This window comes from Undibacterium sp. RuRC25W (assembly GCF_049339825.1).
Taxonomy (GTDB): domain Bacteria; phylum Pseudomonadota; class Gammaproteobacteria; order Burkholderiales; family Burkholderiaceae_D; genus Undibacterium.
In genome coordinates this window covers 1-24,480 of record NZ_JBMPPD010000051.1, presented here as the reverse complement: position 1 = coordinate 24,480, position 24,480 = coordinate 1, and the positions used below count along the sequence as shown (strand labels likewise).

At 47.7% G+C, this 24,480-nt stretch carries 27 protein-coding genes and 2 pseudogenes; 11 read left to right on the top strand and 18 right to left on the bottom strand.

All coding sequences use genetic code 11. The features are described 5' to 3' along the window. Positions 1–117: pseudogene (locus ACO0KV_RS17430) on the top strand (IS30 family transposase); the annotation flags it as partial. Between the two features lie 202 nt (positions 118–319). Here ACO0KV_RS17430 and ACO0KV_RS17425 read toward each other — a convergent pair. Together ACO0KV_RS17425 and ACO0KV_RS17420 are read right to left on the bottom strand one after the other, a co-directional pair. Continuing rightward, positions 320–460, bottom strand: a complete 141-nt coding sequence (locus ACO0KV_RS17425) for a hypothetical protein (RefSeq protein ID WP_423044276.1) — start codon at positions 458–460, stop codon at positions 320–322. 553 nt (positions 461–1,013) lie between these two features. Next, positions 1,014–1,928, bottom strand: a complete 915-nt coding sequence (locus ACO0KV_RS17420) for a methyltransferase domain-containing protein (protein ID WP_423044275.1) — start codon at positions 1,926–1,928, stop codon at positions 1,014–1,016. A 271-nt stretch (positions 1,929–2,199) separates the two neighbouring features. Between ACO0KV_RS17420 and ACO0KV_RS17415 the strand changes: the two genes are divergently transcribed. Together ACO0KV_RS17415 and trmL are read left to right on the top strand one after the other, a co-directional pair. Beyond that, positions 2,200–2,775 (top strand): ComF family protein, encoded by a 576-nt coding sequence (locus tag ACO0KV_RS17415; RefSeq protein ID WP_423044273.1) that lies wholly within the window; start codon positions 2,200–2,202, stop codon positions 2,773–2,775. A gap of 9 nt (positions 2,776–2,784) precedes the next feature. Then, complete coding sequence (gene trmL, locus ACO0KV_RS17410; RefSeq protein WP_423044271.1) at positions 2,785–3,255, top strand: tRNA (uridine(34)/cytosine(34)/5-carboxymethylaminomethyluridine(34)-2'-O)-methyltransferase TrmL; 471 nt, start codon at positions 2,785–2,787, stop codon at positions 3,253–3,255. Between the two features lie 129 nt (positions 3,256–3,384). Here trmL and ACO0KV_RS17405 read toward each other — a convergent pair. From ACO0KV_RS17405 to ACO0KV_RS17335, 15 genes and pseudogenes are all read right to left on the bottom strand, one after another. Next, positions 3,385–3,678, bottom strand: a pseudogene (locus tag ACO0KV_RS17405) (LssY C-terminal domain-containing protein); the annotation flags it as partial. A 110-nt stretch (positions 3,679–3,788) separates the two neighbouring features. Then, positions 3,789–4,268, bottom strand: a complete 480-nt coding sequence (gene rfaE2 / locus ACO0KV_RS17400; protein ID WP_423044269.1) for a D-glycero-beta-D-manno-heptose 1-phosphate adenylyltransferase — start codon at positions 4,266–4,268, stop codon at positions 3,789–3,791. A 94-nt stretch (positions 4,269–4,362) separates the two neighbouring features. Beyond that, on the bottom strand, positions 4,363–5,208 hold the full coding sequence (locus ACO0KV_RS17395; RefSeq protein WP_423044267.1) for a ferritin-like domain-containing protein: 846 nt from the start codon (positions 5,206–5,208) through the stop codon (positions 4,363–4,365). Positions 5,209–5,330: 122 nt separating this feature from the next. After that, entirely contained in the window at positions 5,331–6,263 is a 933-nt protein-coding gene (locus ACO0KV_RS17390) for a CysB family HTH-type transcriptional regulator (protein WP_423044265.1), read from the bottom strand. A 48-nt stretch (positions 6,264–6,311) separates the two neighbouring features. Next, positions 6,312–7,397 (bottom strand): sulfate/molybdate ABC transporter ATP-binding protein, encoded by a 1,086-nt coding sequence (locus ACO0KV_RS17385; RefSeq protein ID WP_423044263.1) that lies wholly within the window; start codon positions 7,395–7,397, stop codon positions 6,312–6,314. Positions 7,398–7,415: 18 nt separating this feature from the next. Further along, the gene (gene cysW, locus ACO0KV_RS17380) at positions 7,416–8,315 is read right to left on the bottom strand and encodes a sulfate ABC transporter permease subunit CysW (RefSeq protein ID WP_423044261.1); all 900 of its coding nucleotides are present in this window, start codon (positions 8,313–8,315) and stop codon (positions 7,416–7,418) included. Then, positions 8,312–9,178, bottom strand: a complete 867-nt coding sequence (gene cysT, locus ACO0KV_RS17375; protein ID WP_423044259.1) for a sulfate ABC transporter permease subunit CysT — start codon at positions 9,176–9,178, stop codon at positions 8,312–8,314. Before cysT ends, cysW begins: the two co-directional genes overlap by 4 nt. A 283-nt stretch (positions 9,179–9,461) precedes the next feature. Further along, positions 9,462–10,313, bottom strand: a complete 852-nt coding sequence (locus tag ACO0KV_RS17370) for an EAL domain-containing protein (protein WP_423044257.1) — start codon at positions 10,311–10,313, stop codon at positions 9,462–9,464. Between the two features lie 77 nt (positions 10,314–10,390). Next, positions 10,391–10,606, bottom strand: coding sequence for a TOBE domain-containing protein (locus tag ACO0KV_RS17365; protein WP_423044255.1), 216 nt, complete (start codon positions 10,604–10,606; stop codon positions 10,391–10,393). A 173-nt stretch (positions 10,607–10,779) separates the two neighbouring features. Further along, positions 10,780–11,724: an ATP-binding cassette domain-containing protein gene (locus tag ACO0KV_RS17360; protein WP_423044253.1), complete on the bottom strand. Its 945-nt coding sequence runs from the start codon at positions 11,722–11,724 to the stop codon at positions 10,780–10,782. Further along, positions 11,717–12,529 carry an aliphatic sulfonate ABC transporter permease SsuC gene (gene ssuC, locus ACO0KV_RS17355; RefSeq protein ID WP_423044282.1) on the bottom strand — a complete coding sequence of 271 codons (813 nt, stop codon included), beginning with the start codon at positions 12,527–12,529 and terminating at the stop codon, positions 11,717–11,719. Before ssuC ends, ACO0KV_RS17360 begins: the two co-directional genes overlap by 8 nt. 152 nt (positions 12,530–12,681) lie before the next feature. Then, positions 12,682–13,827 carry an FMNH2-dependent alkanesulfonate monooxygenase gene (gene ssuD, locus ACO0KV_RS17350; RefSeq protein WP_423044280.1) on the bottom strand — a complete coding sequence of 382 codons (1,146 nt, stop codon included), beginning with the start codon at positions 13,825–13,827 and terminating at the stop codon, positions 12,682–12,684. A gap of 16 nt (positions 13,828–13,843) precedes the next feature. Further along, entirely contained in the window at positions 13,844–14,827 is a 984-nt protein-coding gene (locus ACO0KV_RS17345; protein WP_423044251.1) for a sulfonate ABC transporter substrate-binding protein, read from the bottom strand. A 141-nt stretch (positions 14,828–14,968) separates the two neighbouring features. Continuing rightward, positions 14,969–15,568 (bottom strand): NADPH-dependent FMN reductase, encoded by a 600-nt coding sequence (gene ssuE / locus ACO0KV_RS17340; protein WP_423044249.1) that lies wholly within the window; start codon positions 15,566–15,568, stop codon positions 14,969–14,971. A gap of 64 nt (positions 15,569–15,632) precedes the next feature. Beyond that, positions 15,633–16,667, bottom strand: a complete 1,035-nt coding sequence (locus ACO0KV_RS17335) for a sulfate ABC transporter substrate-binding protein (protein ID WP_423044247.1) — start codon at positions 16,665–16,667, stop codon at positions 15,633–15,635. A 191-nt stretch (positions 16,668–16,858) separates the two neighbouring features. On the opposite strand from ACO0KV_RS17335, the gene ACO0KV_RS17330 reads away from it, so the two are divergent. Further along, positions 16,859–17,392, top strand: a complete 534-nt coding sequence (locus tag ACO0KV_RS17330; protein ID WP_423044278.1) for a glutathione peroxidase — start codon at positions 16,859–16,861, stop codon at positions 17,390–17,392. Between the two features lie 219 nt (positions 17,393–17,611). On the opposite strand, the gene ACO0KV_RS17325 is transcribed toward ACO0KV_RS17330, so the two are convergent. Then, positions 17,612–18,238: a TetR/AcrR family transcriptional regulator gene (locus ACO0KV_RS17325; RefSeq protein WP_423044246.1), complete on the bottom strand. Its 627-nt coding sequence runs from the start codon at positions 18,236–18,238 to the stop codon at positions 17,612–17,614. Between the two features lie 281 nt (positions 18,239–18,519). On the opposite strand from ACO0KV_RS17325, the gene ACO0KV_RS17320 reads away from it, so the two are divergent. Genes ACO0KV_RS17320 through ACO0KV_RS17290 form a run of 7 tightly spaced genes read left to right on the top strand, consistent with a single transcriptional unit; the run spans position 18,520 to position 24,233 of the window. Next, positions 18,520–19,818, top strand: a complete 1,299-nt coding sequence (locus ACO0KV_RS17320) for an NAD(P)/FAD-dependent oxidoreductase (RefSeq protein WP_423044244.1) — start codon at positions 18,520–18,522, stop codon at positions 19,816–19,818. Position 19,819: 1 nt separating this feature from the next. Further along, on the top strand, positions 19,820–20,635 hold the full coding sequence (locus ACO0KV_RS17315) for a DUF1365 domain-containing protein (protein WP_423044242.1): 816 nt from the start codon (positions 19,820–19,822) through the stop codon (positions 20,633–20,635). Further along, positions 20,632–21,876: a class I SAM-dependent methyltransferase gene (locus ACO0KV_RS17310; RefSeq protein ID WP_423044241.1), complete on the top strand. Its 1,245-nt coding sequence runs from the start codon at positions 20,632–20,634 to the stop codon at positions 21,874–21,876. Before ACO0KV_RS17315 ends, ACO0KV_RS17310 begins: the two co-directional genes overlap by 4 nt. Next, on the top strand, positions 21,873–22,442 hold the full coding sequence (locus ACO0KV_RS17305; protein WP_423044239.1) for a chalcone isomerase family protein: 570 nt from the start codon (positions 21,873–21,875) through the stop codon (positions 22,440–22,442). Before ACO0KV_RS17310 ends, ACO0KV_RS17305 begins: the two co-directional genes overlap by 4 nt. A gap of 25 nt (positions 22,443–22,467) precedes the next feature. Next, positions 22,468–23,025 carry a DUF3833 domain-containing protein gene (locus ACO0KV_RS17300; RefSeq protein ID WP_423044237.1) on the top strand — a complete coding sequence of 186 codons (558 nt, stop codon included), beginning with the start codon at positions 22,468–22,470 and terminating at the stop codon, positions 23,023–23,025. Beyond that, on the top strand, positions 23,022–23,789 hold the full coding sequence (locus tag ACO0KV_RS17295; RefSeq protein ID WP_423044235.1) for an SDR family NAD(P)-dependent oxidoreductase: 768 nt from the start codon (positions 23,022–23,024) through the stop codon (positions 23,787–23,789). The genes ACO0KV_RS17300 and ACO0KV_RS17295 overlap by 4 nt, the downstream gene beginning before the upstream one ends. 9 nt (positions 23,790–23,798) lie before the next feature. Continuing rightward, entirely contained in the window at positions 23,799–24,233 is a 435-nt protein-coding gene (locus tag ACO0KV_RS17290) for a nuclear transport factor 2 family protein (protein WP_423044233.1), read from the top strand. The last annotated feature ends 247 nt before the right edge of the window (positions 24,234–24,480 follow it).

Genomic DNA, 24,480 nt, shown 5'->3' with positions numbered 1-24,480 from the left:
ACACAACAGGAGATTGATCACGCCATGAAAAGACTGAATAATCGACCAAGAAAAAGATTAGGATACCTTACACCCAATCAGGTATTCTTCAAAAATACGCTTGCACTTCAAAATTGAACTCGCGAATATATTTTGAGGTCGGATACCAAATAAATGGTGTCCGACCATGAAATTAACTACTTACTGTGCCGGGTAATAACAAAGACAAGCACACGACTGTTCTTCACGTGTGTCTATTTTTCTCGTGTTACCAACCCTTCACTATCAATCTGCACCGCTGATACATCAACGAATGATTGAACTAGCAGTTGTTCAATACTCATTTTGCGGGAGTACTCCAAAAATCTGTTGAACAAATACATCCCATCTCTTCTCGAGCTTCAATCTGCTCAATAGAAACTTCGATAAAGCTGTCGGCTTGCTTACCTTCATCCATATTTTTTGGCATTAAAACATCCATACAATTACCTCCTAATTCTCGCTATTAAAAACGGGCGAGAGTTCCGTCTTACAACATCAAAGCGCAGGTTATTTATTTATAAAATAAGTCAATCCACTGTTGAATTTTTTAATTCAACAAAGCCATTTAATTGCTTATTTTTTGGTATTGTTTGCAACAGATAATGCCAGCGAAAAAATTGAGAAAAAATGCCTTTTACCGTTTATTTCAATTTAGAATAACTGGTAACAATTACCTCAGTACTATTGAGGAGAATGAAGAATGAATGTGTATTGCTTCTGTTGAGATGTAGCACAATGCGCTACATCAAGCGGTAAGCTCGTGCCTATATTCAGAATTTTTTCCGCTTTTACTTTTGAAGATGTCGGACATGTTCACGGAACAATATCGTTATTGAAAAAACAGATATACCAAAAAAAAATCCGTCTTCAGATGCAATTCTGAAAACGGATTTTTTGCAATAGTAAACAGAAATTCTTCCGATAAAAATAAAAATTCTGCCGATATTTGATTTTAACAACCTAGAAAAAACATCCGCAGAATGCGCTACATCTTAATCACGATTTTTCGGAAAATCAAAGCGCACTATCGATTCACCAGCAGCCGTTTTGCGACTGACTGGACGGAAAGCGTGGCCGTAGACGACCTCAAACGTAAGCTTGATGCGACCATCGGCGGCACGTTGACGCTCTAGCGCTGCATGCAAGGCATGGTAGGCATTTTTTCCACTTAAGCCTTGACGGCGTGTGCTTAAAGGATTACCGCCTAAGGCACGAACGTCAGCCAGAAGTTTATGTGGATCTTGATAGGTCAGTGTGATTTTTTCCATATCCATGACCGGTGTCGCAAATCCAGCATTGACCAGCATATCGCCAAAATCATGCATATCCACAAATGGCAACACGTGCGGTGTCGAATCAACTTCCGCAAAAGCGTCGCGCAATTCGATAAGGGTATCCGGACCAAAGCAAGAAAACATCAGCAAACCTTCGGTACGCAAAATACGGCGCCACTCGGCAAAAACCAGATCAGGCTGCGGATGCCAATGTAACGCTAGATTTGACCAAATCAGATCAACGCTCTGCGGCGCCAGTGGTACGCTGGCAAAGTCGCCACATAGCAAGGTGGCGCCCTGTTCGCTACGCAAAGCGGCTGGCGTCCATTTTGCCAATAGGCGTCCAACGGCGCTCATGGCGGCATGTTCTTGCTGCTGGATGTGCGTCAACATCGGCAAAGCGGCGTCCAGACCCAGTACCTGCGTTTCTGGATACATTCTTTGCAGATCAGGTAAATCGGCGCCAGCACCACAGCCAGCATCGAGCACGCGCGCTGGCTGAATTTTGACTAGCTCCAGCTTTTCGCGCATGCGTCCAGCAATTTCTCTACGTAAAAAATTAGATGGAGCAATTTTTTCAGGACGAGAAAAAAGCTGGCGAACCAGTTGCAGATCGATAGGAGCACTGAGCATAGAAGGGAAACGAACTAAGTTTGGAAGTGAATGTGGTAAGGTTGCAGTTTACACGTTTGTGATGTCTCATGCAGATTTGCTGCCTATTTGCCGCATGCCTATGCTCCATTTGCCTCTGATCGTTCGAAAAAGCCTAAACGCGACTATAACCACGTTGCTGCCTTGCAGTTGCGTGCTTTGTCACGCACAGCAAGCAGAATTACTGTGCAATGATTGCCATACTTGCTATTTCAATCAGGCGATAGACCGTTGTGTGCAGTGCGCATTGCCCATGCCACCCGGCGCAAACACCCCGCGTTGTGGCGATTGTCTGCAAAACCCACCTGCTTTCGATGCCAGTATTGTCGCGTGTGATTACGCTGCACCACGAGATCAAATGGTATTGGCGCTCAAATTCGGCCACCAACTGGCCTTAGCACCTTTATTTGCCCGCATGTTAAGAGATGCGATTTTGCAGTACACACCGGCGAGCCTGCCTGATGTCTTATGTGCCGTACCATTAGGAGAGCGCAGATTACGCGAAAGAGGTTTTAATCAGGCGACTGAAATTGCTAGACCCTTAGCCAAACATCTTGGCATACCGTTCGCGGTCCAGGCAATACACCGCATTCGAGAGACCAGCCAACAAAGCAGCCTGACACCTGTCGCCCGCGTGAAAAACGTTATAAATGCGTTTATGCTCGATGAAACTTGGTTGTCAAAAGTAAAAGGCGCACACGTTGGTATCGTTGACGATGTAATGACGACTGGCATGACCCTGCATGAAATCGCTACAATGCTGAAACGCTTTGGTGCGGCAAAAGTCACGAATTATGTGTTTGCCCGCACACCACCTCATTTTTATTAAGGAAATACCTTGTTTCACGTCGTCTTAGTTGAGCCCGAAATACCACCAAATACTGGCAATATCATTCGCTTGTGCGCAAACACGGGTGTCCAGTTGCACCTGATCGAACCTTTGGGTTTCCCGCTGGACGATAGCAAAATGAAACGTGCAGGACTAGATTACCATGATTATGCAACAATGAAAGTGCATAAAAACTGGGAAGTTTTCCTCGCTCAGGAACAACCAGATCAACGTCGTATGTTTGCGCTCACTACGCACGGATCTGGCGTGTTTGCGAATGCAGAGTTTAAGCCAGGTGATTATTTTGTCTTTGGTGCCGAAACCCGCGGCCTAGCACCCGAATTACGGAATAGCTTTCCGGAAGCACAACGAATCCGTTTGCCGATGCGTCCTGACAACCGCAGCCTGAACTTGTCGAATACCGTGGCTGTTGTAGTGTATGAAGCGTGGCGTCAGAACGGGTTTGTCGGCGGCGCTTAAGTTGGAAGGTTGTGTTGACTTTGGTTTTGACCTTTTCCACTTGAGACAAGGCAATTGGTGCCGACACGCAGTGACGGCACCCAAAGGGCAATCTGACACATTGAAGAAGAACAGAGCGTCGAAAAAACTTCAATGCTCTTCTACTACCCCCAACTTACCATCCGTCACAAAACGATCGCCACCACCATTTTTGCCCTCACGCACAGGCTGAAACGAATCAATCCACTGAATCACCAGCGAACCTGTTTTCTGCAAATCAGCAAGCAGCTTATCCCGCTCCTGATCAACCTCTGCAGCGATATGATGCGTAATCTGTCCTGTCGTATGACTTAGCCCGACACCGGCATCAAAAGTGGCCGCACCGATCCATAATGATCTGCCTGATTCATCCAACGTATCTTCTAACCAGAAACGCACATGGTGGCGCTTTGACGGGGCTCAGTTGTATCTGACATGCGGGACTCTCCTACGCAACGACTCTCCTAGAGTCTGGCATCGATACGACAAAAATGATCAACGATGTCAAACCCGTATCAGCTAATGCCACGGACTTTTTGTAAAAGGCGCGTGGTGGAACGTTCGTGCTCAAAGGCAATCGCATGCACAGCACCGCCGTAGGCAAGTACTGCTTGTCCTTCTGGGATGGCATCCATCTGGTAATCGCCACCTTTGACGTAGATCTCGGGACGAGCCTGTTGCACAACTTCTAGCGCTGTGTCTTCGTCAAACGGTACAACCAGACTCACCGATTCCAGCGCAGCAAGGACCGCCAGACGATCTTCACAGAGGTTAATCGGACGGTCGTCGCCCTTACCCAGACGCTTTACGGAAGCATCCGTATTAACAGCAACCACGAGCGACGCCCCAATGGCACGCGCTTGCGCTAGGTAAGTCACGTGACCGCGATGCAAAATATCAAATACACCATTGGTCAGTACCACTGGTTTTGGCAAAGCGGCAATCCGCGCAACCAGCTCTTCGCGACTGGTAATTTTTTGTTCAAATTCAGGCATGGGATCGTAAAGTTAATCAAGAAACAAAAATAAAATAGCCGCTACTGCAGCAAAGCGTAGCGGCTATTGTACACGGCAGTACTCTGGTTGCGGCTTAAACGGGGGTCAATACCAGACGTTGCGAGATTTCTTTGCGGTAGCGGTTCAAATCCTGAACTGTCTCAAAACTACGCTCAAACAAGAGTGACATGTTGTGCAGAATGCGATCAACAACTTTCTTCTCCCACACCCCATCAAACTTAATCTGGCCATCCAGCCAACGTTCCAGCCAGTCAGGATCAGGCAAACGGCTTTGAATGGTATCTTGCGGAAACAATGCCTGATTGACATGCAAATTCGTGGGATGCAAGGGTTTTTCAGTCCGTCTGGCAGATGCCATTAACACCCCGATTTTAGCGAACGCTGCGCGTGCTACATCACCGACCTCTGCCAGCGACTTTTTCATATAACGCAGATAGGCACCACCATGGCGTGCCTCATCCTGGCTAATAATTTTGTAAATGTGTTTGATGACAGGCTCGGTATGCCATTCGGATGCACAACGATACCAGTGGTTGAGGCGGATTTCGCCGCAGAAATGCAGCATCAATGTCTCAAGACGCGGCGCGGGATCGAATTCAAAACGGACATTATCGAGCTCCGCTTCGGTGGGTACTAGCTCAGGATGAAAACGGCGCAGATACTCCATCAACACCAAGGAATGCTTTTGTTCTTCAAAAAACCAAATCGACATAAATGCCGAAAAATCACTATCGTCACGGTTGTCGCGCAAAAACATTTCTGTCGCTGGCAGCGCCGACCATTCCGTAATGGCGTTCATTTTGATTGTCTGCGCCTGTTCAGGCGTCAGCTTCGAGGCATCGTATTGGTCCCACGGAATATCGGTATCCATATTCCAACGCACTTGCTCTAAGGATTTGAACAATTCTGGGTAAAGCATGATCAGCCTCGAAAGAATAGACAGTAAAAAAACCTGCTTCAAATTCTAACAGAGACCTGTGACAGCTGCACGACACGGCCTCGAAGCGAGGCCGTCGTTTATGTTATGACAGCATCACATACTCAGATAGTATCGGCCTCGCTAACGGCACTAATGATGTCGTCTTTACTCAGTTCAGGCGCGAACTGACGGATAAAATCATAGGTATAGGTACGTAAATAGGCGCCACGTCGCACCGCTAAACGCGTCACATTGGGCGTGAACAGATGATCAACCGCTATAGTACGCAAGTTGTTGTTACGGTTCGACTCGATAGCCATTGATGCGACAATACCAACGCCCAAATCCAGCGCGACATATTGCTGAATCACGTCCGAATCCATGGCCGTCAAGACGATATCCGTGCGCAGGCCCGCTTCCTGAAATGCCGCATCAATGTGGCCACGTCCAGTAAAACCGACGTCATAGGTAATCAAAGGATAATTGGAAATATCCTCTAACGACACAATCTCTTTTTTTAATAAAGGATGATTTTCTGGCACCACTAACACGTGATTCCATTGGTAGCAGGCAAACGACACCAGATCTTTAAATTGCGACAGACCTTCGGTTGCGATACCGATATCTGCTTTACCAGACAACACCCATTCAGCGATATGGTCTGGCGAACTTTGTTGCAAAGCGATGCGGACATCCGGAAACGCCTGACGGAATTGTTGTACTACTTTCGGCAACACATAGCGTGCCTGCGTATGAGTGGTGGCAATCGTCAATGTGCCTTTCGTCTGATCAGAGTACTCATTGCCCGCTTGTTGCAGATTTTCTGCTTCAAGCAACAGGCGTTCAACGATAGGCAAAATGCCTTTACCAGGCTCAGTGAGACCGGTCAGGCGTTTGCCATTGCGTTCAAAAATATCGACGCCAAGTTCTTCTTCCAACTCACGAATCTGGCGGCTGACACCCGGTTGCGATGTGAAGAGGACATTGGCGACTTCTGTCAGGTTAAAACCACGGCGCGAAGCTTCGCGGATAGAACGTAATTGTTGAAAATTCATGATTAACTCTCGGCTAAATGCATCTGTAATATGACGGTAGGGCGGCGATCAGATTTGGCCATTTGTCGATGAGTGGTTATCAACGAAAACGTGTAAGCGCTTCGGTTTGACCACTAAGACTTCACCCACTTTCAGTTTTAAATATTGATATCGCTCGGTGGAAATCATGACTTCCAGCACATCGCCATTATCCTCACGTTCCAGCTCTAACTGTGCCAGCGGGCCGATGCTATGGATACGACGTAATTGCGCGATCAGTCCTTCAGCACCTGGTGAATACCGGTCAACCTCAAACTCGTGTGGACGGACATAAGCAGTACCAAACGCATCACGTGTTTCTGCGTGCGCTGGTGACGACAGGGCGACACCATCCGCATCCAGAATGCCTTCATGGACACGGCCACGGAACAAGTTCACATTACCCAAGAAGCCATAAACGAAGGGCGTTGCCGGATGCTGATACACGTCACCCGGCGCACCCACCTGTTCGACCTTGCCATGATTCATCACCACAATTTTGTCAGCAACTTCGAGAGCCTCTTCTTGATCATGGGTCACAAAAATACTCGTCACATGCAGATCATCATGCAGACGACGCAACCAGCGACGCAACTCTTTACGGACCTTCGCATCCAACGCACCAAACGGTTCATCCAATAACAACACACGAGGCTCAACAGCCAAGGCGCGGGCCAATGCAATACGTTGACGCTGACCACCAGATAGCTGTGGCGGATAGCGATCTGCCAGCCAGTCAAGCTGCACCAACTCAAGTAACTTGGTGACTTTTTCTTTGATCTGCGCCTCACTCGGACGCTGGGCGCGCGGTTTCACACGCAATCCAAACGCGATGTTTTCAAAGATCGTCATGTGTTTGAACAACGCATAATGTTGAAACACAAAGCCGACCTGACGCTCGCGCACGTGCTGCTGCGACGCATCTTGTCCATCAAGCAGAATCTGTCCCTGATCTGCATATTCTAGACCCGCGATAATACGCAGCAGTGTGGTTTTACCGCAGCCTGAAGGGCCTAATAAAGCCGTCAGTTCACCATCCGGAAATTCTAGCGACACATTATCGAGTGCCGTGAATTGACCAAAACGCTTTTGTAATTGTTTAACAGCGATACTCATAAATTCTCCGGCAAATACTTAACTAATCTGGTCCAGTGGTGCTTGACTCTCATTGGTACGCCATTCGACAAGTGCTTTCAATGCGAGCGTCAGCAAGGCCAATAAAGTCAACAAAGAGGCGACTGCAAACGCAGCTGCAAAGTTGTACTCGTTATACAAAATTTCTACTTGAAGCGGCATGGTGTTGGTCTCGCCACGGATATGTCCGGACACCACGGACACCGCGCCGAATTCGCCCATCGCACGCGCATTACACAAAATCACGCCGTATAACAAACCCCATTTGATATTTGGCAATGTCACATGCCAGAATGTTTGCCAGCCTGACGCTCCCAATACCAGCGCAGCCTCTTCTTCCTCACTACCTTGTGCCTGCATGAGGGGAATTAACTCACGCGCCACGAAAGGAAAAGTCACAAAAATCGTTGCCAATACAATCCCTGGTACTGCAAACAAAATCTTGATGTCATGATCACGCAACCATTCTCCAAACCATCCTTGCGCACCAAACAAGAGTACGTAAATCAATCCCGAAATTACTGGCGATACTGAAAAGGGTAAATCGATGAGCGTCAGTAATACACTCTTACCTTTGAATTCAAATTTAGCAATTGTCCACGCTGCTGCTACACCAAACACTAGATTCAATGGCACGGCAATCCCAGCGGCAATCAGCGTCAGACGGATCGCTGACAATGCATCGGGTTCAGTAATTGAGTCGAGATAGACCTGCCAACCTTTTTTGAAGGCTTCAATAAATACGGCAACCAATGGCACAAACAAAAATAAGGTCAGGAAACCAAACGCCGCCAACATCAGGGCATATCGTATCCAACGAGGCTCGGTTGTTGCCGCCAGACTCAGTGGCGGTTCTACGCGGCGCACTGGCGTAGCGGGTTGTACAGAAATTGCGCTCATACCTTACTCCCTGCTGCTTGACGACGGCGCATCCACGCCTGCAATGCATTAATTGCCAATAACAAACTAAACGACAGAACTAACATCACGACAGCAATGGCTGTTGCGCCAGCGTAGTCATATTGTTCCAATTTGGTGATCATGAATAATGGCGTGATTTCAGAAATCATCGGCATATTGCCGGCAATAAAAATTACGGAACCATATTCACCAGTAGCGCGTGCAAAGGCGAGTGCGAACCCTGTCATCAGCGCAGGTAAAATCGTCGGCAATGTCACGCGGGTGAACGTTTGCCAATGGCTTGCCCCCAGACTCAATGCCGCTTCTTCTAATTCTTTTTCCGCTTCTTCCAACACAGGCTGCACAGTCCGCACAACGAAGGGCAAACCGATAAAAGTCAGCGCCACCAACACACCTAACGGTGTAAAGGCGACTTTAATTCCCAATGGTGCCAACAATTGACCAATCCAGCCATTCGGCGCATACAAGGTGGCCAAGGTGATACCGGCGACAGCCGTCGGTAAGGCAAACGGCAAATCGACCATGGCGTCAATAAAACGCTTGCCGGGAAACTCATAGCGCACCAACACCCACGAGACGATACCGCCAAAGACGACGTTAATGAGCGCGGCCAAGAACGAGGCACCAAATGTCAGACGATAAGAGGCAACAACGCGTTCTGAACTGATGGTGTCCCAGAATGCTGGCCACGTCATGGTGAAGGTTTTAAGAAAAACAGCAGAAAGCGGGATCAGTACAATCAGCCCGAGATAAAACAAGGTAAAACCCAACGACAAGTGAAAGCCAGGGATCACTCGCTTGCGGGTAGATACAGGTGATGAGGTCGTTACAGCCAATGCCATGTCTAGCCTTTAAGAGGGGACAGCGCGAAAGCCGTCCCAGCGGCATGGTGGCGATAGTGTTTGCTATGTGGGGTATGCCAGACTGACGCTGCTGTATTCATTGTGCGGTGTTGCTGACACTCAATTACTCGCGTTGCGTCGCCTTGTCTTACCTTGCCGGGACGATTTCAATGTTGTCCTAATTACGAAATCAACTAAAGAGAAGACATATTGGCAGGTTTTGCATATATGAAAAACGAATTTTTTGTTATGTCTTTAGACGTTTAACGCATATCGATTCAATTTATACACATACACTATCGAGCTCAATTTGCTTACTCAGCGGCTCGGATGTGTCTGTTTCAGCAGCAAGACTCGCTCGAGGGGTATCAAAAAAGAACCCTTGCACTGCGTAAGGATGAACAGTGTTATTGGCTGTTTGCAACTGAGCGAGCTGACGTTCGGTTTCTATCTTACGGAAAATCACTTGGCATTGACCGCGGTCGGCTTGCTCCAGCAACGCGATCTGCGCGGCTGAGTTATTGGCAGCACTGACATCAATTTTGAGCGTATCTGGTCTGACACGCCCCAGCAGATCACTTGCTTGTTCAAGATTGGCCGCATTCACACCGATGCGGAACCCATTACGGCGATAATTTTCTGCAACATGCGTCAATACCCAGCGCTGGCTTGGTGTAATTTGTGGCAACTGTAAAACGATCTGCTGATGCGGCAATTCAAGTACATCAAGAATCCGCCGGAAAGCCGCGCCATGATTACCTTCGACAGCGGCCAGCAAGCGGCTATGGACGCTGAGAAATAAATCCAGTTCGCTCGTCGTTTGTTGCCGATAGAAATTGATCGTATGTAGTAAACGGCATAGGCGGTCGAGCTCAACTGATTCTTCATCGTTAGCAACATAATCGAGTAAGCGCCAAATATTGAGCCCCTGATCATTTGGATCATAACTACGTGCATAGCCTTCAAAAGCAACAATACGCAAATCGCTCCCAGAACGGATCGACTGAAAAGAGCTGGTCAGACTGGCATTAAAGTAGCGCCCACGTGCACGCCCCTGCTCATCAAGCCATAAATTACTGCTCGCCAATGAGCCCTGCAAGCGACTCAGATAATGTTGTAAGGTCACGTGTTGCATCGTGTTTTTCCTTTCGTTTTTCCCCGCATCAACAGAAACAGCACGTTATTACCCGCGCTGTCTCTGATGAGCAGCAATTACAATTTGGCGATAGAAACTTCGGTCGCCTTCACCAGCGCGACGACTTCGCTACCGATCACCAGATTAAGATCCCTGATAGAGCGCGTCGTAATCACCGACGTCACAATGCCAGCTGGGGTTTCGACATCGACTTCAGAAACGACTGAACCTTCGATAATCGCTTTGATCTTGCCGCGGAACTGATTACGTACGTTAATAGCTTGAATTGTCATGATGAACTTTCTTTCAGGTTAAGCGCTGTTTGTTCTGCATTAAGTGATGCATCAACTGAAATGCGCAAAATTTGTTGGAAAAATGAATAATTAAAATGAATGATTAAAAATGTGGCAATAAATCTGGACTATTTTTGGATCGGTACTTGTTTGTCCACACACATTGCTTTCCTCTACACTGCCCACGTTAAAGGATTGAACGTCGCCAATCGTGATTGAGCATCAGTACTCTCTACATCACTGTTATCCAACGTGGAAGGGTGACGTAATACACGTTTTAATATATGGTCTTCCAGCTCCGCAAAGTGGGCATCACCCCTTGCTCTCGGACGTGGGAGATTGACTTTCAGGTCAAGGCTTACCTGTCCCTCTTCAATCAAAATTACTCGATCAGCCAGAGCGATGGCCTCTTGCACATCATGCGTAACAAGCACTGCTGTGAAACCTTGCTCTAGCCATAATTGCTCAATCAATGACTGCATCTCGATACGTGTAAGCGCATCCAAGGCACCGAGTGGTTCATCTAACAACAATAGTGAGGGTTGATGAATAAGAGCACGTGCCAAGGCCACACGTTGTCGCTGGCCTCCCGACAAAATAGAGGGCCATTCCGCAGCACGATCATCCAGTGCCACTTTCGCTAATGTGGCTTCCGCAATTTTTTTCGTATGATGGCGGTTACCTTCTAAGCCCAGTCGAACGTTATCTAATACTGTTTTCCAAGGTAACAGGCGAGCGTCCTGAAACATAACGCGTGTGCCGCTATCCTGAATCGTGGGTATCGCAGCGGGAGACTGATGGTTTCTCAGCTGCAAAGTGCCTGCATCGGCACGTTCCAGTCCTGCCAGCAAGCGCAATAAAGTGCTTTTTCCGCAGCCACTACGACCAATGACAGCAACAAACTCACCTGGTGCGATATGCAGATTCAAGGATTTCAACACCTGACGACTGGCATAGGACTTTTGTAGGTGACGTAAATCAATTGTTGTCCCGACAGAACCGCCCGGTTCTGTCGTCAGACGACCATTGACGGTCAGCTCACCGTCGTCATCCAACTCCTTGCGCAGTGCAGCGATGCGCGCCACAGTTGACGATGAATTTGCCAGCGTTTCAGCCATGACGATTTCTCCTTTGATAACCTGGATGCCAGCGCAAGCTACGGTATTCAACAGCACGCGATAAGCTATCGGCTAATTTACCTAATAAGGCATATAACAAAATACCGACCAATACGACATCCGTTTGCAAAAATTCGCGCGCATTCATCGTCATGTAGCCGATGCCAGCCTGCGCAGAAATCGTCTCTGCCACAATCAACAACACCCACACCAGCCCCAACGCAAAACGCACACCGACGAGGATTGATGGCAAGGCGCCTGGCAAAATCACATCACGATATAAAGACCAACCTGAGAGTCCGTAACTACGCGCCATTTCGATCAATCCTTTATCGACCGAACGGATACCATGAAAGGTGTTGAGATACACGGGAAAAAATACGCCGACCGATACCAGAAACAGTTTTGCAGACTCATCAATGCCAAACCACAAAATCACCAACGGTAAGAGGGCCAGAGCAGGAATATTGCGTACCATCTGTAAGGTGGTATCAAGCAACGTTTCTGCCGTGCGAAAGGTTCCTGTCAGCAGTCCAAGCATCAGCCCTAAGCTGCCACCGACCAGAAACCCAGAGATAGCACGCCATAAGCTGGTTTTAACATGGATGAAAATTTCACCTGACACCGTCAAGTTCCAAAATGCCTTCAGAACTGCCAGTGGCTCTGGCAAAATCCGGCTTGACAAGTAACCGAATTGTGCTGCCAGTTGCCAACTCACAATCAATAATAATGGTACCGCCCATGGCGCAAACCAAGGCGTTGTATGCCGCAGTAATGTGCCGATATTGCTGAGGATCGCAGCAATATCTTCACCAAGCGCCGACACTGAGGATGATGACGTACGGCCATCGCCTGATAAGCGCTCAGCGACGCTGGGATCAGGCGCCACCTCACTGATTTCCGTAATAAATGGTCCCACTTCGGTAACTCCTCGTTGTTGTTACTTTGTATCTGGATTTAGCTCTGCGACACCTTGGGGGCGATGCCATTTGCCATGATTTCGCCAAACGGACCCGTCACAGAACTGGTCACCCGCGGTAATGCCTTACCAATCAATGGGAACACGAGTTCAGCGAAACGATACGATTCTTCGAGGTGCGGATAACCAGAGAAGATAAACGTATCGATACCCAGATCAGCGTATTCCTTGATCCGCGCTGCAACTGTTTCAGGATCACCAACCAACGCTGTACCTGCACCACCACGAACCAGGCCAACACCCGCCCACAAATTTGGTGACACTTCTAACTTGTCACGGTTGCCACCGTGCAAGGCAACCATCCGTTGCTGACCAACAGAATCCATTTTCGCGAATGCTTTTTGTGCCCGGGCGATCACATCGTCGTCAACATAACGAATCAGATCGTTGGCTGCTGCCCATGCCTCGTCATTAGTTTCACGGACAATCACATGCAAACGGATACCAAAGCGCAATGTGCGTCCGTGCTTGGCAGCACGTGCACGCATGTCAGCAATTTTTTCTGCAACGGCTGCGGGTGGTTCACCCCACGTCAGATACACATCAACCTGTTCCGCCGCCAACTCATGCGCAGGCTCTGAAGAGCCGCCAAAATACAGGGGTGGATGCGGTGTCTGGACTGGCGGATAGAGTGTTTTTGCACCTTTCACAGTCAGATGCTTACCATTAAAATCATACCCTGCATCACCGCCCTCGCCCGCTAAGGAGGCGCGCCAGATGCGTAAAAATTCATCGGTAATTTCATAACGTTTTGCGTGATCTGCATAGAGTCCATCAGCTTCAAGCTCCCCCTGATCACCACCGGTGACGATATTGACCAGCAAACGTCCGTTAGACAGGCGATCAAACGTTGACGCCATGCGTACAGCCAGACCAGGTGTCGTCAATCCTGGACGCAATGCCACCAGAAATTTTAATTTTTTGGTGGCACTCATCAGACTGGATGCAACAACCCAAGCATCTTCGCAGGAACGACCTGTTGGCAATAACACGCCGTCATAGCCTTGGGTATCAGCGGCAACGGCGATCTGTCGCAGATAATCGTAGTTAATATCGCGTGCACCCTGAGTCGTTCCTAAATAACGACTATCACCATGGGTTGGAATAAACCAAAAAATATTCAGACTCATCTCGTTCTCCTTATTTCGTGCTGGATTTAATATCAAACACAGCGTCTTTTATTTGTATTTTTTTAGGGATTAGTTTCAGATCAGCGAAGGTATCAGCGATGCTCTGCTGCTCACGAATCACTTGTTCACTGATTGGCTGCACATGGAAACTGAAACGTCCATTTGATAGCTCCACCACATCAGTAGGTAAGCCCGTTTGTGATGAAAAAATCGTCGTTGTTTGTTTCACGTTTTGCAGTATCCATTCATCTGCACGGGCAAGCTCATCAAGTAAGGCTTTCAAGACCTCTGGATGTTTTTGTGCATAAGGACGTGCAGCCAGATAAAACTGATGATTACTGACTGTCCCTTTTCCATCAGCCAGAATACGCGCACCGAGTTGTTTTTCTGCGGCGGCTAAAAAGGGATCCCAAATGACCCAGGCATCCGCGCTACCGCGTTCGAAGGCGGCACGGGCATCGGCTGGTGGCAGAAAAATGGTTTCTACATCGCGATAGGCAATGCCTGCTTTTTCTAATACTTTGACGAGTAGATAATGGACGTTCGATCCTTTATTCAGAACGATTTTTTTACCCTTTAAGTCTGCGACTGATTTCAAGGTAGACGTCTTAGGTACAATAATCGCCTCACCCCCTGGTGCGGCTGGCTCGTTGGCGACATACACCAAATCAGCCCCAGCAGCTTGCGCAAAAATCGGCGGCGCTTCCCCAGTTGTACCAAAATCGATACTGCCAACGTTGAGACCTTCAAGCAATTGTGGCCCTGCTGTAAATTCAGTCCATTTCACGTCGACGCCTAACGGGACCAATCGTTTTTCCAAAGCGCCCGTCCCTTTAAGAATCGTCAACGGGCCATATTTCTGGTAGCCGATGCGCAGTGTGCTACTGACTTTATTTTGTGTGAAACCGGGTGCAGCTACACTCGCCAATCCACTCGCCAACATAGCGGATAATATGGCAATCGTATGGCGGCGGGTTTGTCGGTGTCGTTCCATCTTTCTATCCTTTGTTAACTTTAATTTCTGAACTGATTTCGTTTTTCAGAACCTACAGACAATATCGCCCCCTGCAGCAATGAAGTGCATGTCGCATGATGTCTATTGGTATAGTTAGCGGCGATGTTTCGCCTGCAGTTGTTATGCAGTTACTGCTGTGGGGGCATCTACTTCCTTACCCTCTTCTGCAGAACGCTTTCCTGTTTGAGCGTAATGACATTGCAGACTGTCGAGCAACGCATTGACGCCTTGCTCAACTCGCTTTTCGATCTCAGAAGCAATCTGCAGACCACTGATGTCGTTCCACACGATTTGTGGTTCAGTCGCATAAATGCTCTGCAACACGTGGTGTGCACCTAACGCCTGCAAAATTGGACGTAAACCATAATCCAGCGCCAACATGTGTGACTGCCCGCCGCCGACGGCTAATGGCAAAACGATTTTTCCAGCCAATCCTTCTTGCGGCAACACATCCAAAAACGTTTTTAACAGACCGCTATAAGCCGCTTTATAAATCGGCGTTGCAATTACAATCGCATCCGCTTGCTTGAGAATTTGTTGCGCTGCTTGGAGTTCAGGATCACCAAAATCTGCGTGCAACAATGCTTGTGCTGGTAAATCACGTACATGAATACTGACAGTACGTTGACCATGCGCATTGAGGCGCTGTCCAATATGGCTAAGTAAGCGACTAGAGCGTGATGGTGATGAAGGGCTACCAGAGAGAAGAAGGATAGACATAGGATATTCTTTCTTTAGAAAACAGACTGCGCCAGTTCATTGGCACCCTGGCGCAGCAGTCGTTTTATTTTTTTCCGCTCAGATAAATCTGATCAAAGATCCCACCGTCAGCAAAATGATCTTTCTGCGCTTTGGTCCAGCCACCAAACGTGTCGTCGATGGTAAATAATTTAATGTCCGGGAACTTACTGGCAAATTTCTTCGCTGCGCGCTCATCACTCGGGCGATAGAAGTTGTTGCCGATAATATCTTGGGCAGCATCTGTGTAGAGGAAGTTCAGGTAGGCTTCTGCTACTTTGCGGGTGCCATGTTTGTCTACTACTTTATCAACGACTGACACTGGTGGCTCCGCCAGTACACTGATTGACGGCGTTACGATTTCAAACTTGTCTGCGCCAAATTCTTTCAATGCTAAGTGCGCTTCGTTTTCCCACGATAACAAGACATCACCGATTCCACGTTCTGTGAAGGTGACTGTCGCACCGCGTGCACCAGAATCGAGTACGGGTACATTTTTAAACAGTTTAGAAACATACTCTTTAGCGGTTGCTGGCGATCCACTTGGTGCTTTTTGCGCATAGCCCCACGCCGCCAGATAAGCCCAACGCGCGCCGCCGGAGGTTTTTGGATTAGCAGTAATGACGGAAACACCTGATTTGATCAGATCCGGCCAGTCTTTGATCCCTTTTGGATTACCTTTACGCACCAAAAAAACGATCGTCGACGTATAAGGTGTTGCATGGTGTGGCAAACGTTGTTGCCAGTTTTTGGCCAACAATCCACGCTCGGCAATCGCATCCACGTCATAGGCAAGCGCCAACGTCACCACATCTGCATCGAGACCATCAATGACAGAGCGCGCCTGTTTTCCTGAACCACCATGCGATTGTTTGATGGACACTTTGTCGCCGGTCTTAGCTTGCCATTGTTTTGCAAACGCTTGGTTGACATCTAGGAACAATTCACGGGTTGGGTCATAAGAAACGTTAAGAAGCGTGACATCTGCGCTGTGAGCCGCGACAGGAACCAATGTAGCGACACTCAGCACCAGCGTACTAAGCAAACGGGAAAATGTTGTCTGTTTTATTGTCTTAGGCATATGAAATCCGATGTAAGTAATTCGATCTGGATTTCAGAATAAAGCGTAGCCTTATATTTTAAAACGAAGTTTTTCGCCAATTCATATTCAATTTTCATATAAAGGCGTCATTCAGCAGAGTTTTCCCGTCTCAGCTACTATTGCATTCTCTCAATCAGGAGTCCGACATGAACAGCAAATTAATCCTCAGTATGGCGTTATTAGCAGGCTTTTCTAGCAGTGCGTTTGCCGAGACCCCAGAAGCTTGTCCTGCAATTTTGCACCACACGTTCAATCGTTTGCAGGATGACAGCCCACAAGATTTGTGTCAGTACAAAGGAAAAGTGACACTGGTGGTCAATACAGCGAGTTACTGCGGTTTCACCAGTCAATATGAAGGTCTGGAAAAGATGTATGCCAAGTATGCTGATAAGGGCTTGGTCGTGTTAGGGTTTCCCTCTAACGATTTTGGTAAGCAAGAACCAGGAACAAGCAAAGAAATCGCCGATTTCTGCTTCAATACGTATGGCGTCAAGTTTCCGATGTTTGCCAAGTCGTCAGTCAAAGGCGATCAGGTCAACCCATTACACGCAGAGCTGATCAAAGCCACCGGTACGACGCCAAAGTGGAATTTCTACAAATACCTGATTGACCGCAAAGGTAACGTCGTCCAAGCGTATTCGAGTGTGACGACGCCGAATGATAAAAAGCTGATCGCAGATATTGAGAAGGCGCTTGCGCAGTAAGTGAGTGGCAGTGCTGATAGAACTCAGCACTTGCGCCCCCTCCCCATAGACAGGCCTTCCGCTTGTGGGAGAGGGGCGTTTCTTTGGGTTATCTTTCTTGTCGCAACAAGAAAGGAAAGCGGCAGCTGGGCCACTCCCGGCCGCCACCCACGAAGGGCAATCTCACAAATTAAAAAACGCCACTGAATTGCTATCTTCGCAGGAATAACATGCAAAAAATCAGAGCGATCCCCCCCTCGCCGGCTCAGATAAAAAGCCCCCAATCGTCGCATGCACCATCGCATCCACAATCTGATCATGCGTCAGTTTTTTATCTCGCAACAAAAACTCCATCGTCGGATCACAGGCTCTGGAATATAAAGTGTAGACCAACACATCATCAGGAACCAACGGCGTCAAAGCACCTTGCTCCCTTGCCGCAGCGACCATTGCGTGAAAACGCTTGTGTACCTTCAGCGCCACCATCACATAATCGAGATTGAGCATCAGACTCCGCTGCAACGTCAAACTGGTCGATGGCAAATGAGGAACGCCACCGTGGAGGCGCAGGCGCAGCGACCACGCGAGGATGTGTTTAATTTTTTGGATCGCTGACTGTTCTTCTGGCAATTTCTCCAGTTCTTCCAGCGTTGCTTTTAATAAGCGCGTCAGGGCGGCCGCCGCCAAACGTTCTTTGGATGAAAAGTGTTTGTACAGACTGCCTTTGGCAATTCCCACTGCATCAGCGACGTCATCCATCGTCATGAGGTCATAGCCTTTTTCAGACAAAAGACGATTGACCGCATCGATGATGGCTTCTTCACGTGCGTCAAACTGTTGTTTTTTAAAAGGAATTTTTATTTGCATGATTTTTTCTGCACAAAAGAAAACTTTGTAGTATATTTTGTGACTGATGAGTCACGAAATGGAATTAACGGTCATATTTTATCCTAAGCGATAAATTTTCGCCGATATTATTCATTCGATGTGCAGTGAATCAACTTCCTTTCATCACAGCATCTTAGGGATGTAAGGAAAACGGCAGTGGAGAGATGATTTTGCAAAAATCTACAATTCACTGTTCGCTGCTGTACTACTATAACTTTGCTAGTTTGGCAATGATCCTAACTTAAAAACGAGACAGCCTCATGACGAAAATCGCAGTGATTGGTTCTGGTATCTCCGGACTCTCCAGCGCTTACGAGCTGAGTAAAGCGGGGTATGAAGTCAGCCTGTTTGAAGCAAACGCCTACTTTGGGGGACATACACATACTGTCGATATAACCCTGGAAGGGCAGACATACGGTGTGGATACTGGTTTTTTGGTCTTCAACCATAAAACTTACCCCAACCTGGTGCGCCTTTTTGCAGAGTTACAGATTGATACCGCAGCGACCGACATGTCATTTTCAGTCAAAATGCCGCTAGGAAAACGCACCCTAGAATGGGGTGGCGCTGATCTAAGCACCGTCTTTGCGCAAAAGCGCAACCTTCTCAGCCCAAGTTTTCTGCGCATGCTGCGCGATATTGTCCGCTTTAACAAACAAACCACCGCACTAGCACTGAGCAAAGACAACCAAGAATTTCAAACGCCGTTAGCTACATTTCTCGATCAGCATCATTACAGCGAGGAATTCCGCAACTGGTATCTATTACCGATGGCAGCCTGCATCTGGTCTTGCCCCACTGCAACGATGATGGCATTTCCGTTGGCTTCCTTCGTCAATTTCTGTCATAACCACGGCTTGCTGCAAGTCACTGACAGACCGCAATGGTACACAGTACGCGGCGGTGCACGGCACTATGTCGATAAAATGCTGCCATATATCGCCCATCGACATCTGAATACGCCAGTCAAAGCAGTCTATGCTAACCCAAACGGTAAAATGGTCGTACACGCCACCAATGGGTTACAAGAATTTGATGACGTCATCATGGCGACGCACAGCGATCAGACACTCAAGTTACTGAGTGACGCAAACGAACACGAAAAACAAATCCTGTCCGCCGTTAAGTACCAGGCGAATCGTGCTGTGCTCCATACCGACAGCAGCTTTTTACCCTCCAACAAAAAAACCTGGTCAGCATGGAACTACCAAAGCAAAACTGGCGACGAAAGCCGCGTGTGTGTCCATTACCTGCTCAACCAGTTACAACCTTTACCGTTCACAACGCCTGTCATCGTCACCCTCAATCCCATCGAGGAACCTCGCGCAGATCAGATCATCGATAGTTATGATTATTCCCATCCTGTCTTTGATAAAGCAGCGATTCGTGCACAGCAACAGTTACCGGCGATCCAAGGCAAACGCGGCGTCTGGTTTGCTGGGGCGTGGACAAACTATGGCTTCCATGAAGACGGGCTGAAATCCGGTCTCAACGTTGCTGCGGCGATTAGTCACCGCGACCCAGTTGAATACAAACAATCAGAAAGTAAAGCGGCCTGAGATGACATCCTCTGCGTCCATCGCGAATCAAGCTTCTGTACGCCTGTGTGTTGGTGAAGTAGCCCATATCCGCCTTCGTCCGGCAAAAAATGCATTCAAATACGGCGTCTATTTTTTACGCTTGCCAATGCGTACGATGGCGGCATCCGTTGAACGCAATGACTGTCGCTGGTTTTCACATAATCGCTTTAACCTTTTGTCTTTTTTCGACAAAGACCATGGTGACGGTAAACAAACACCGAGCGCATGGATTGATCAATTACTAGAAAATGAACACATCCACGATGCCAAAGGCGAAATCTGGCTTCAGTGTTTTCCGCGGGTACTCGGCTACGTGTTTAATCCTGTCTCTTTCTGGTTTTGCCACCATATAGATGGGAGTTTGCGGGCCATTGTCTGCGAAGTTCGCAATACCTTTGGTGAAAAACATATCTATTTATTGGCGCATGGCGAGTCCATGAAAAATGGCGAAGAGCTCAAGGCCAAGAAACTTTTTCACGTCTCACCATTTTGCCCAGTCGAAGGTGGATATCGTTTCCGTTTTTTGCAACAGACTCAATCAAACAGTGGGGCAACGACGCATCATCACGTTGCCAACATTGACTACGACGATGCAGTGGGGCCATTGCTATTGACCAGTATTATCGGTACTGAATGTGCGTTGAACGACAGAAAAATTCTCTCGCTCATGCTTAGCTACCCGCTGATGACGATGGGTGTTGTTGCCAGAATCCATATTCAGGCACTGCGGCTTTTTATCAAACGCGTACCCTTCTTTTCTAAACCACTTCCCCCATCCAAAGAGGTGAGCCGATGAGCACATTACACTCTACTGTTATGTCGACGACTGTTCGTGAAAATCATTTAGATATGGGACATTTCCCCGCTGAAGCACGCTTTGTTGTCAGCATGCTCAACAAACTTGAGCATGGCACGCTGGCGATACAATTTCCTGATGGTCAGATAGCCCATTTTGGTCGGGCAGATGAAGCTCATCGACACATCACCCTTAATCTAAAAAACTGGCAAATTTATCGTTCTGTGCTGAAATCAGGCGATATCGGTTTTGCAGAAAGTTATATCGCTGGACACTGGACAAGCAATAACCTAGCCGGATTAATTGAACTGATTACCCGTAATCGTGACCATCTGGAGTCGGTGATCTATGGGACGTGGTGGGGTAACTTGCTCTATCGTATCAAACACTTTCTGAACCGGAATTCAAAGTCTGGCAGCAAGAAAAATATCCATGCACACTACGATATTGGTAACGATTTCTATCGCTTGTGGCTCGATCCGTCGATGACCTACTCTAGCGCCCTATTCGCTGGTGATCAGGTGGATAATTTACATGACGCACAACAAACAAAATATCGCCGTATTCTAGAACAACTGGCACTACCATCGAATGCCAAGATTTTAGAGATTGGTTGTGGTTGGGGCGGTTTTGCAGAAATAGCGACAAGGGATGCAAACGCCCATGTGACTGGGCTAACACTGTCAACGGAACAATTACATTTTGCCCGAGAGCGATTACAACATGCTGGGCTACATGGCCGCAGTGATCTACAGATCCAGGATTATCGCGATGCCCACGGCGATTATGATGCGATCGCATCAATTGAAATGTTTGAAGCAGTCGGTGAAGAATACTGGCCAGGTTACTTCTCATGCCTGCAGCGGAATCTGAAACAAGGTGGGCGCGCTTGTATTCAGACGATCGTCATTGCTGATGAATTATTTGAGCGTTATCGCAAAGGGACGGACTTTATTCAACAATACATCTTCCCTGGCGGTATGTTGCCGTCGATAGAAATCTTCCAACGACTTGCCAACGAGCACGGACTTGACGTTGTCAACACCTTCACGTTTGGTTTGGACTATGCGCGTACTTTGTTAGAGTGGCGAAAAACGTTTATGGAAAAAGTCAGTGAAGTCAAAGCGCAAGGTTTTGACGATGAGTTTATCCGTACATGGGAATTTTATCTGGCGTATTGTGAAGCAGGATTCCGTGCTGGCAATATTAATGTCGCGCAGTTCACGCTTGTAAAAAAATGATATCCCGGCACTGGTTATCAGTCACCGCTTGCTTGCTGTGGTTCTGCTATGGATGTATCGGTGTCTCATTTGCCGAAACATCGACCACACCGCCATCGCACATTCTGCTGGAGATACCGCAAGTAAGTCTCAAGGGGAGTGGAACGTATCGTTGGTTTGGTCTGAGCATCTACGACGCCAGTTTGTGGACTGGTCCTGATGGATGGAGTGATCAGCCAAAGCAAAAGATTGCGCTCGACCTACGTTATGCCAGAAGTCTGGTAGGACGCAAGATCGCAGATGCCAGCGTGCAAGAGATGGAGAAGTTACAACTGGGTAGCACGACGCAGCGCCAACAATGGTTACAGCAAATGACAGCGCTATTTCCAGATGTCAAAGAAGGGACGCATATCACCGGAATTTACGTCCCTAATGAAACGGCACGGTTTTATCTGGACGGCAAATTATTAGGAGAAATCCGCGATGCTGAATTTGCCCGCGCTTTCTTTGCCATCTGGCTTGATCAACACACATCCGCGCCTGATTTACGAAAAAAGTTACTTGGTCTCACTCCGCCATCTCATTGAACTTCTGTACTAAAAAGGACGCATCATGAAACCCTCATTTACCCTCCGTTGTCTGGCGTTACTTAGTCTGCTGCTGTTATTGACTTCGTGCGCTAGCAACATCGATCCCTCTGTTTATCGGCAAGAGAAACCTTCTCTGGATTTACGGACTTACTTTAACGGTACAGTCGATGCATGGGGGATGTTTCAGGATCGTTCAGGGAAGATCGTCAAACGTTTTACGGTGGTGATGCAATGTCATTGGGATGGCGATACAGGCACACTAGATGAGGCTTTTGTGTACTCAGACGGCACCAAACAACGCCGCGTCTGGACGCTAAAACAAACTGCACCGGATCATTTCGTCGGTACAGCAGCCGATGTGATTGGCAGTGCCGATGGCACGGTATCCGGAAATATCTTGCATTGGAACTATGTCCTTGCCTTGCCTGTCGATGGCAGCACTTACCATGTCGACTTCGATGACACGATGGTGTTAATGGATAATAAAATCATGCTCAATCGCGCCATTATGCGCAAGTTTGGTATCGAACTCGGCAGCGTGACGTTGTCTTTCACTAAACGTGATGGTCAACAGCAATGAACCCGCTTATTCAGAATTGGAAACAGCGGCGAGTGTGGGTGATCGGCGCGTCAACTGGCATTGGTGCTGAAACTGCTAAACGATTACTTAGCTACGGCGCTGAAGTTGCTTTGTCAGCACGTCAAGTACTGAGTTTGCAGGAAACAGCAAAAGGTTATCCGCAGGCACTCATAGAACCTGTCGATATCACTGACCTGGCGAGCTTACAGGCGGCGCACGAACGGCTCCTGCAACGTTGGAAAACCATCGACCTAGTCTTAGTTGTTGCTGGAACCTACAATGAAATGCGGGTCGACAGTTTTGACATGGCGGCGGTCAATCACCTATTGGATATCAATGTGCGTGGCGTCTATCATTGCCTCGATGTCGTCTTGCCAACGCTTCTGAAACAAGGAAGTGGCGGCATCGGTATTGTGGGCTCTGTCGCTGGTTTGTCCGGCTTACCAAAGGCCTTAGTTTATGGCCCCAGCAAAGCGGCCATCATTAATTTATGTGAATCCCTGTTCATTGATTTACGTCCACGTAATATAGCGGTGTATCTCATCAATCCGGGCTTTGTAGCAACACCAATGACTGAAAATAATGACTTTGAGATGCCTGCGCTTATGACTGCACACGACGCGGCGGCAGCGCTTGTCAAAGGCTTAGAAAAAGGCGATTTTCATATCCATTTTCCAAAACGTTTTACCAACTGGTTGCGACTTGCACGCTTACTACCGTATCGTACTTATTTCTATCTGGTGCATAAAGTCACTGGTTTATAAGGAAACTTGATGATAGATCACCAAACCAGCTTACAACGCTTAGTACATTTTTTTGAAACACTGACACCTGAACAAACGCGGGATTTATCGACGATTTATAGCGTAGATGCTTACTTCAAAGATCCATTTAATGACGTTCGCGGTTTACCAGCCGTCACGCATATTTTTCAGCATATGTTTGTTCAGGTGGAAAAACCTCGTTTTAAAATTACTTCGACCGTGTTGCAAGGAGATACAGCGTTTCTGTGCTGGGATTTTTATTTTTATATGAAAAAATTCAATCCTGATGAACAGTGTATACGTGGTGCGACACATGTCCGTTTTTCGGAGGACGGCAAAGTGCAGATGCACAGGGATTATTGGGATGCAGCAGAAGAATTATATGAAAAATTGCCATTGCTTGGCACCTTGATGCGGTGGTTGAAACGAACGGCAAATAAGTAAGTCGCCGAATCAGATCAAAACGCGTGAAACCGCATGGAACTGGCAATAATAGAATTGGGACTACAGGTCGGTGAGATATGCGTTATTCCACGTGAATAACCATCATATTTCTTGCCCCTTTTGAGCTTCCCCCGAAATTTAGTTCCCCAAAGGTGACGTAAAATAAACGTAACTTTGGAAAGACAAATGATGAACAGGATACCAAAAAAAGCTTACACGACCGAGTTTAAAGAACTGGCCGTTAAAC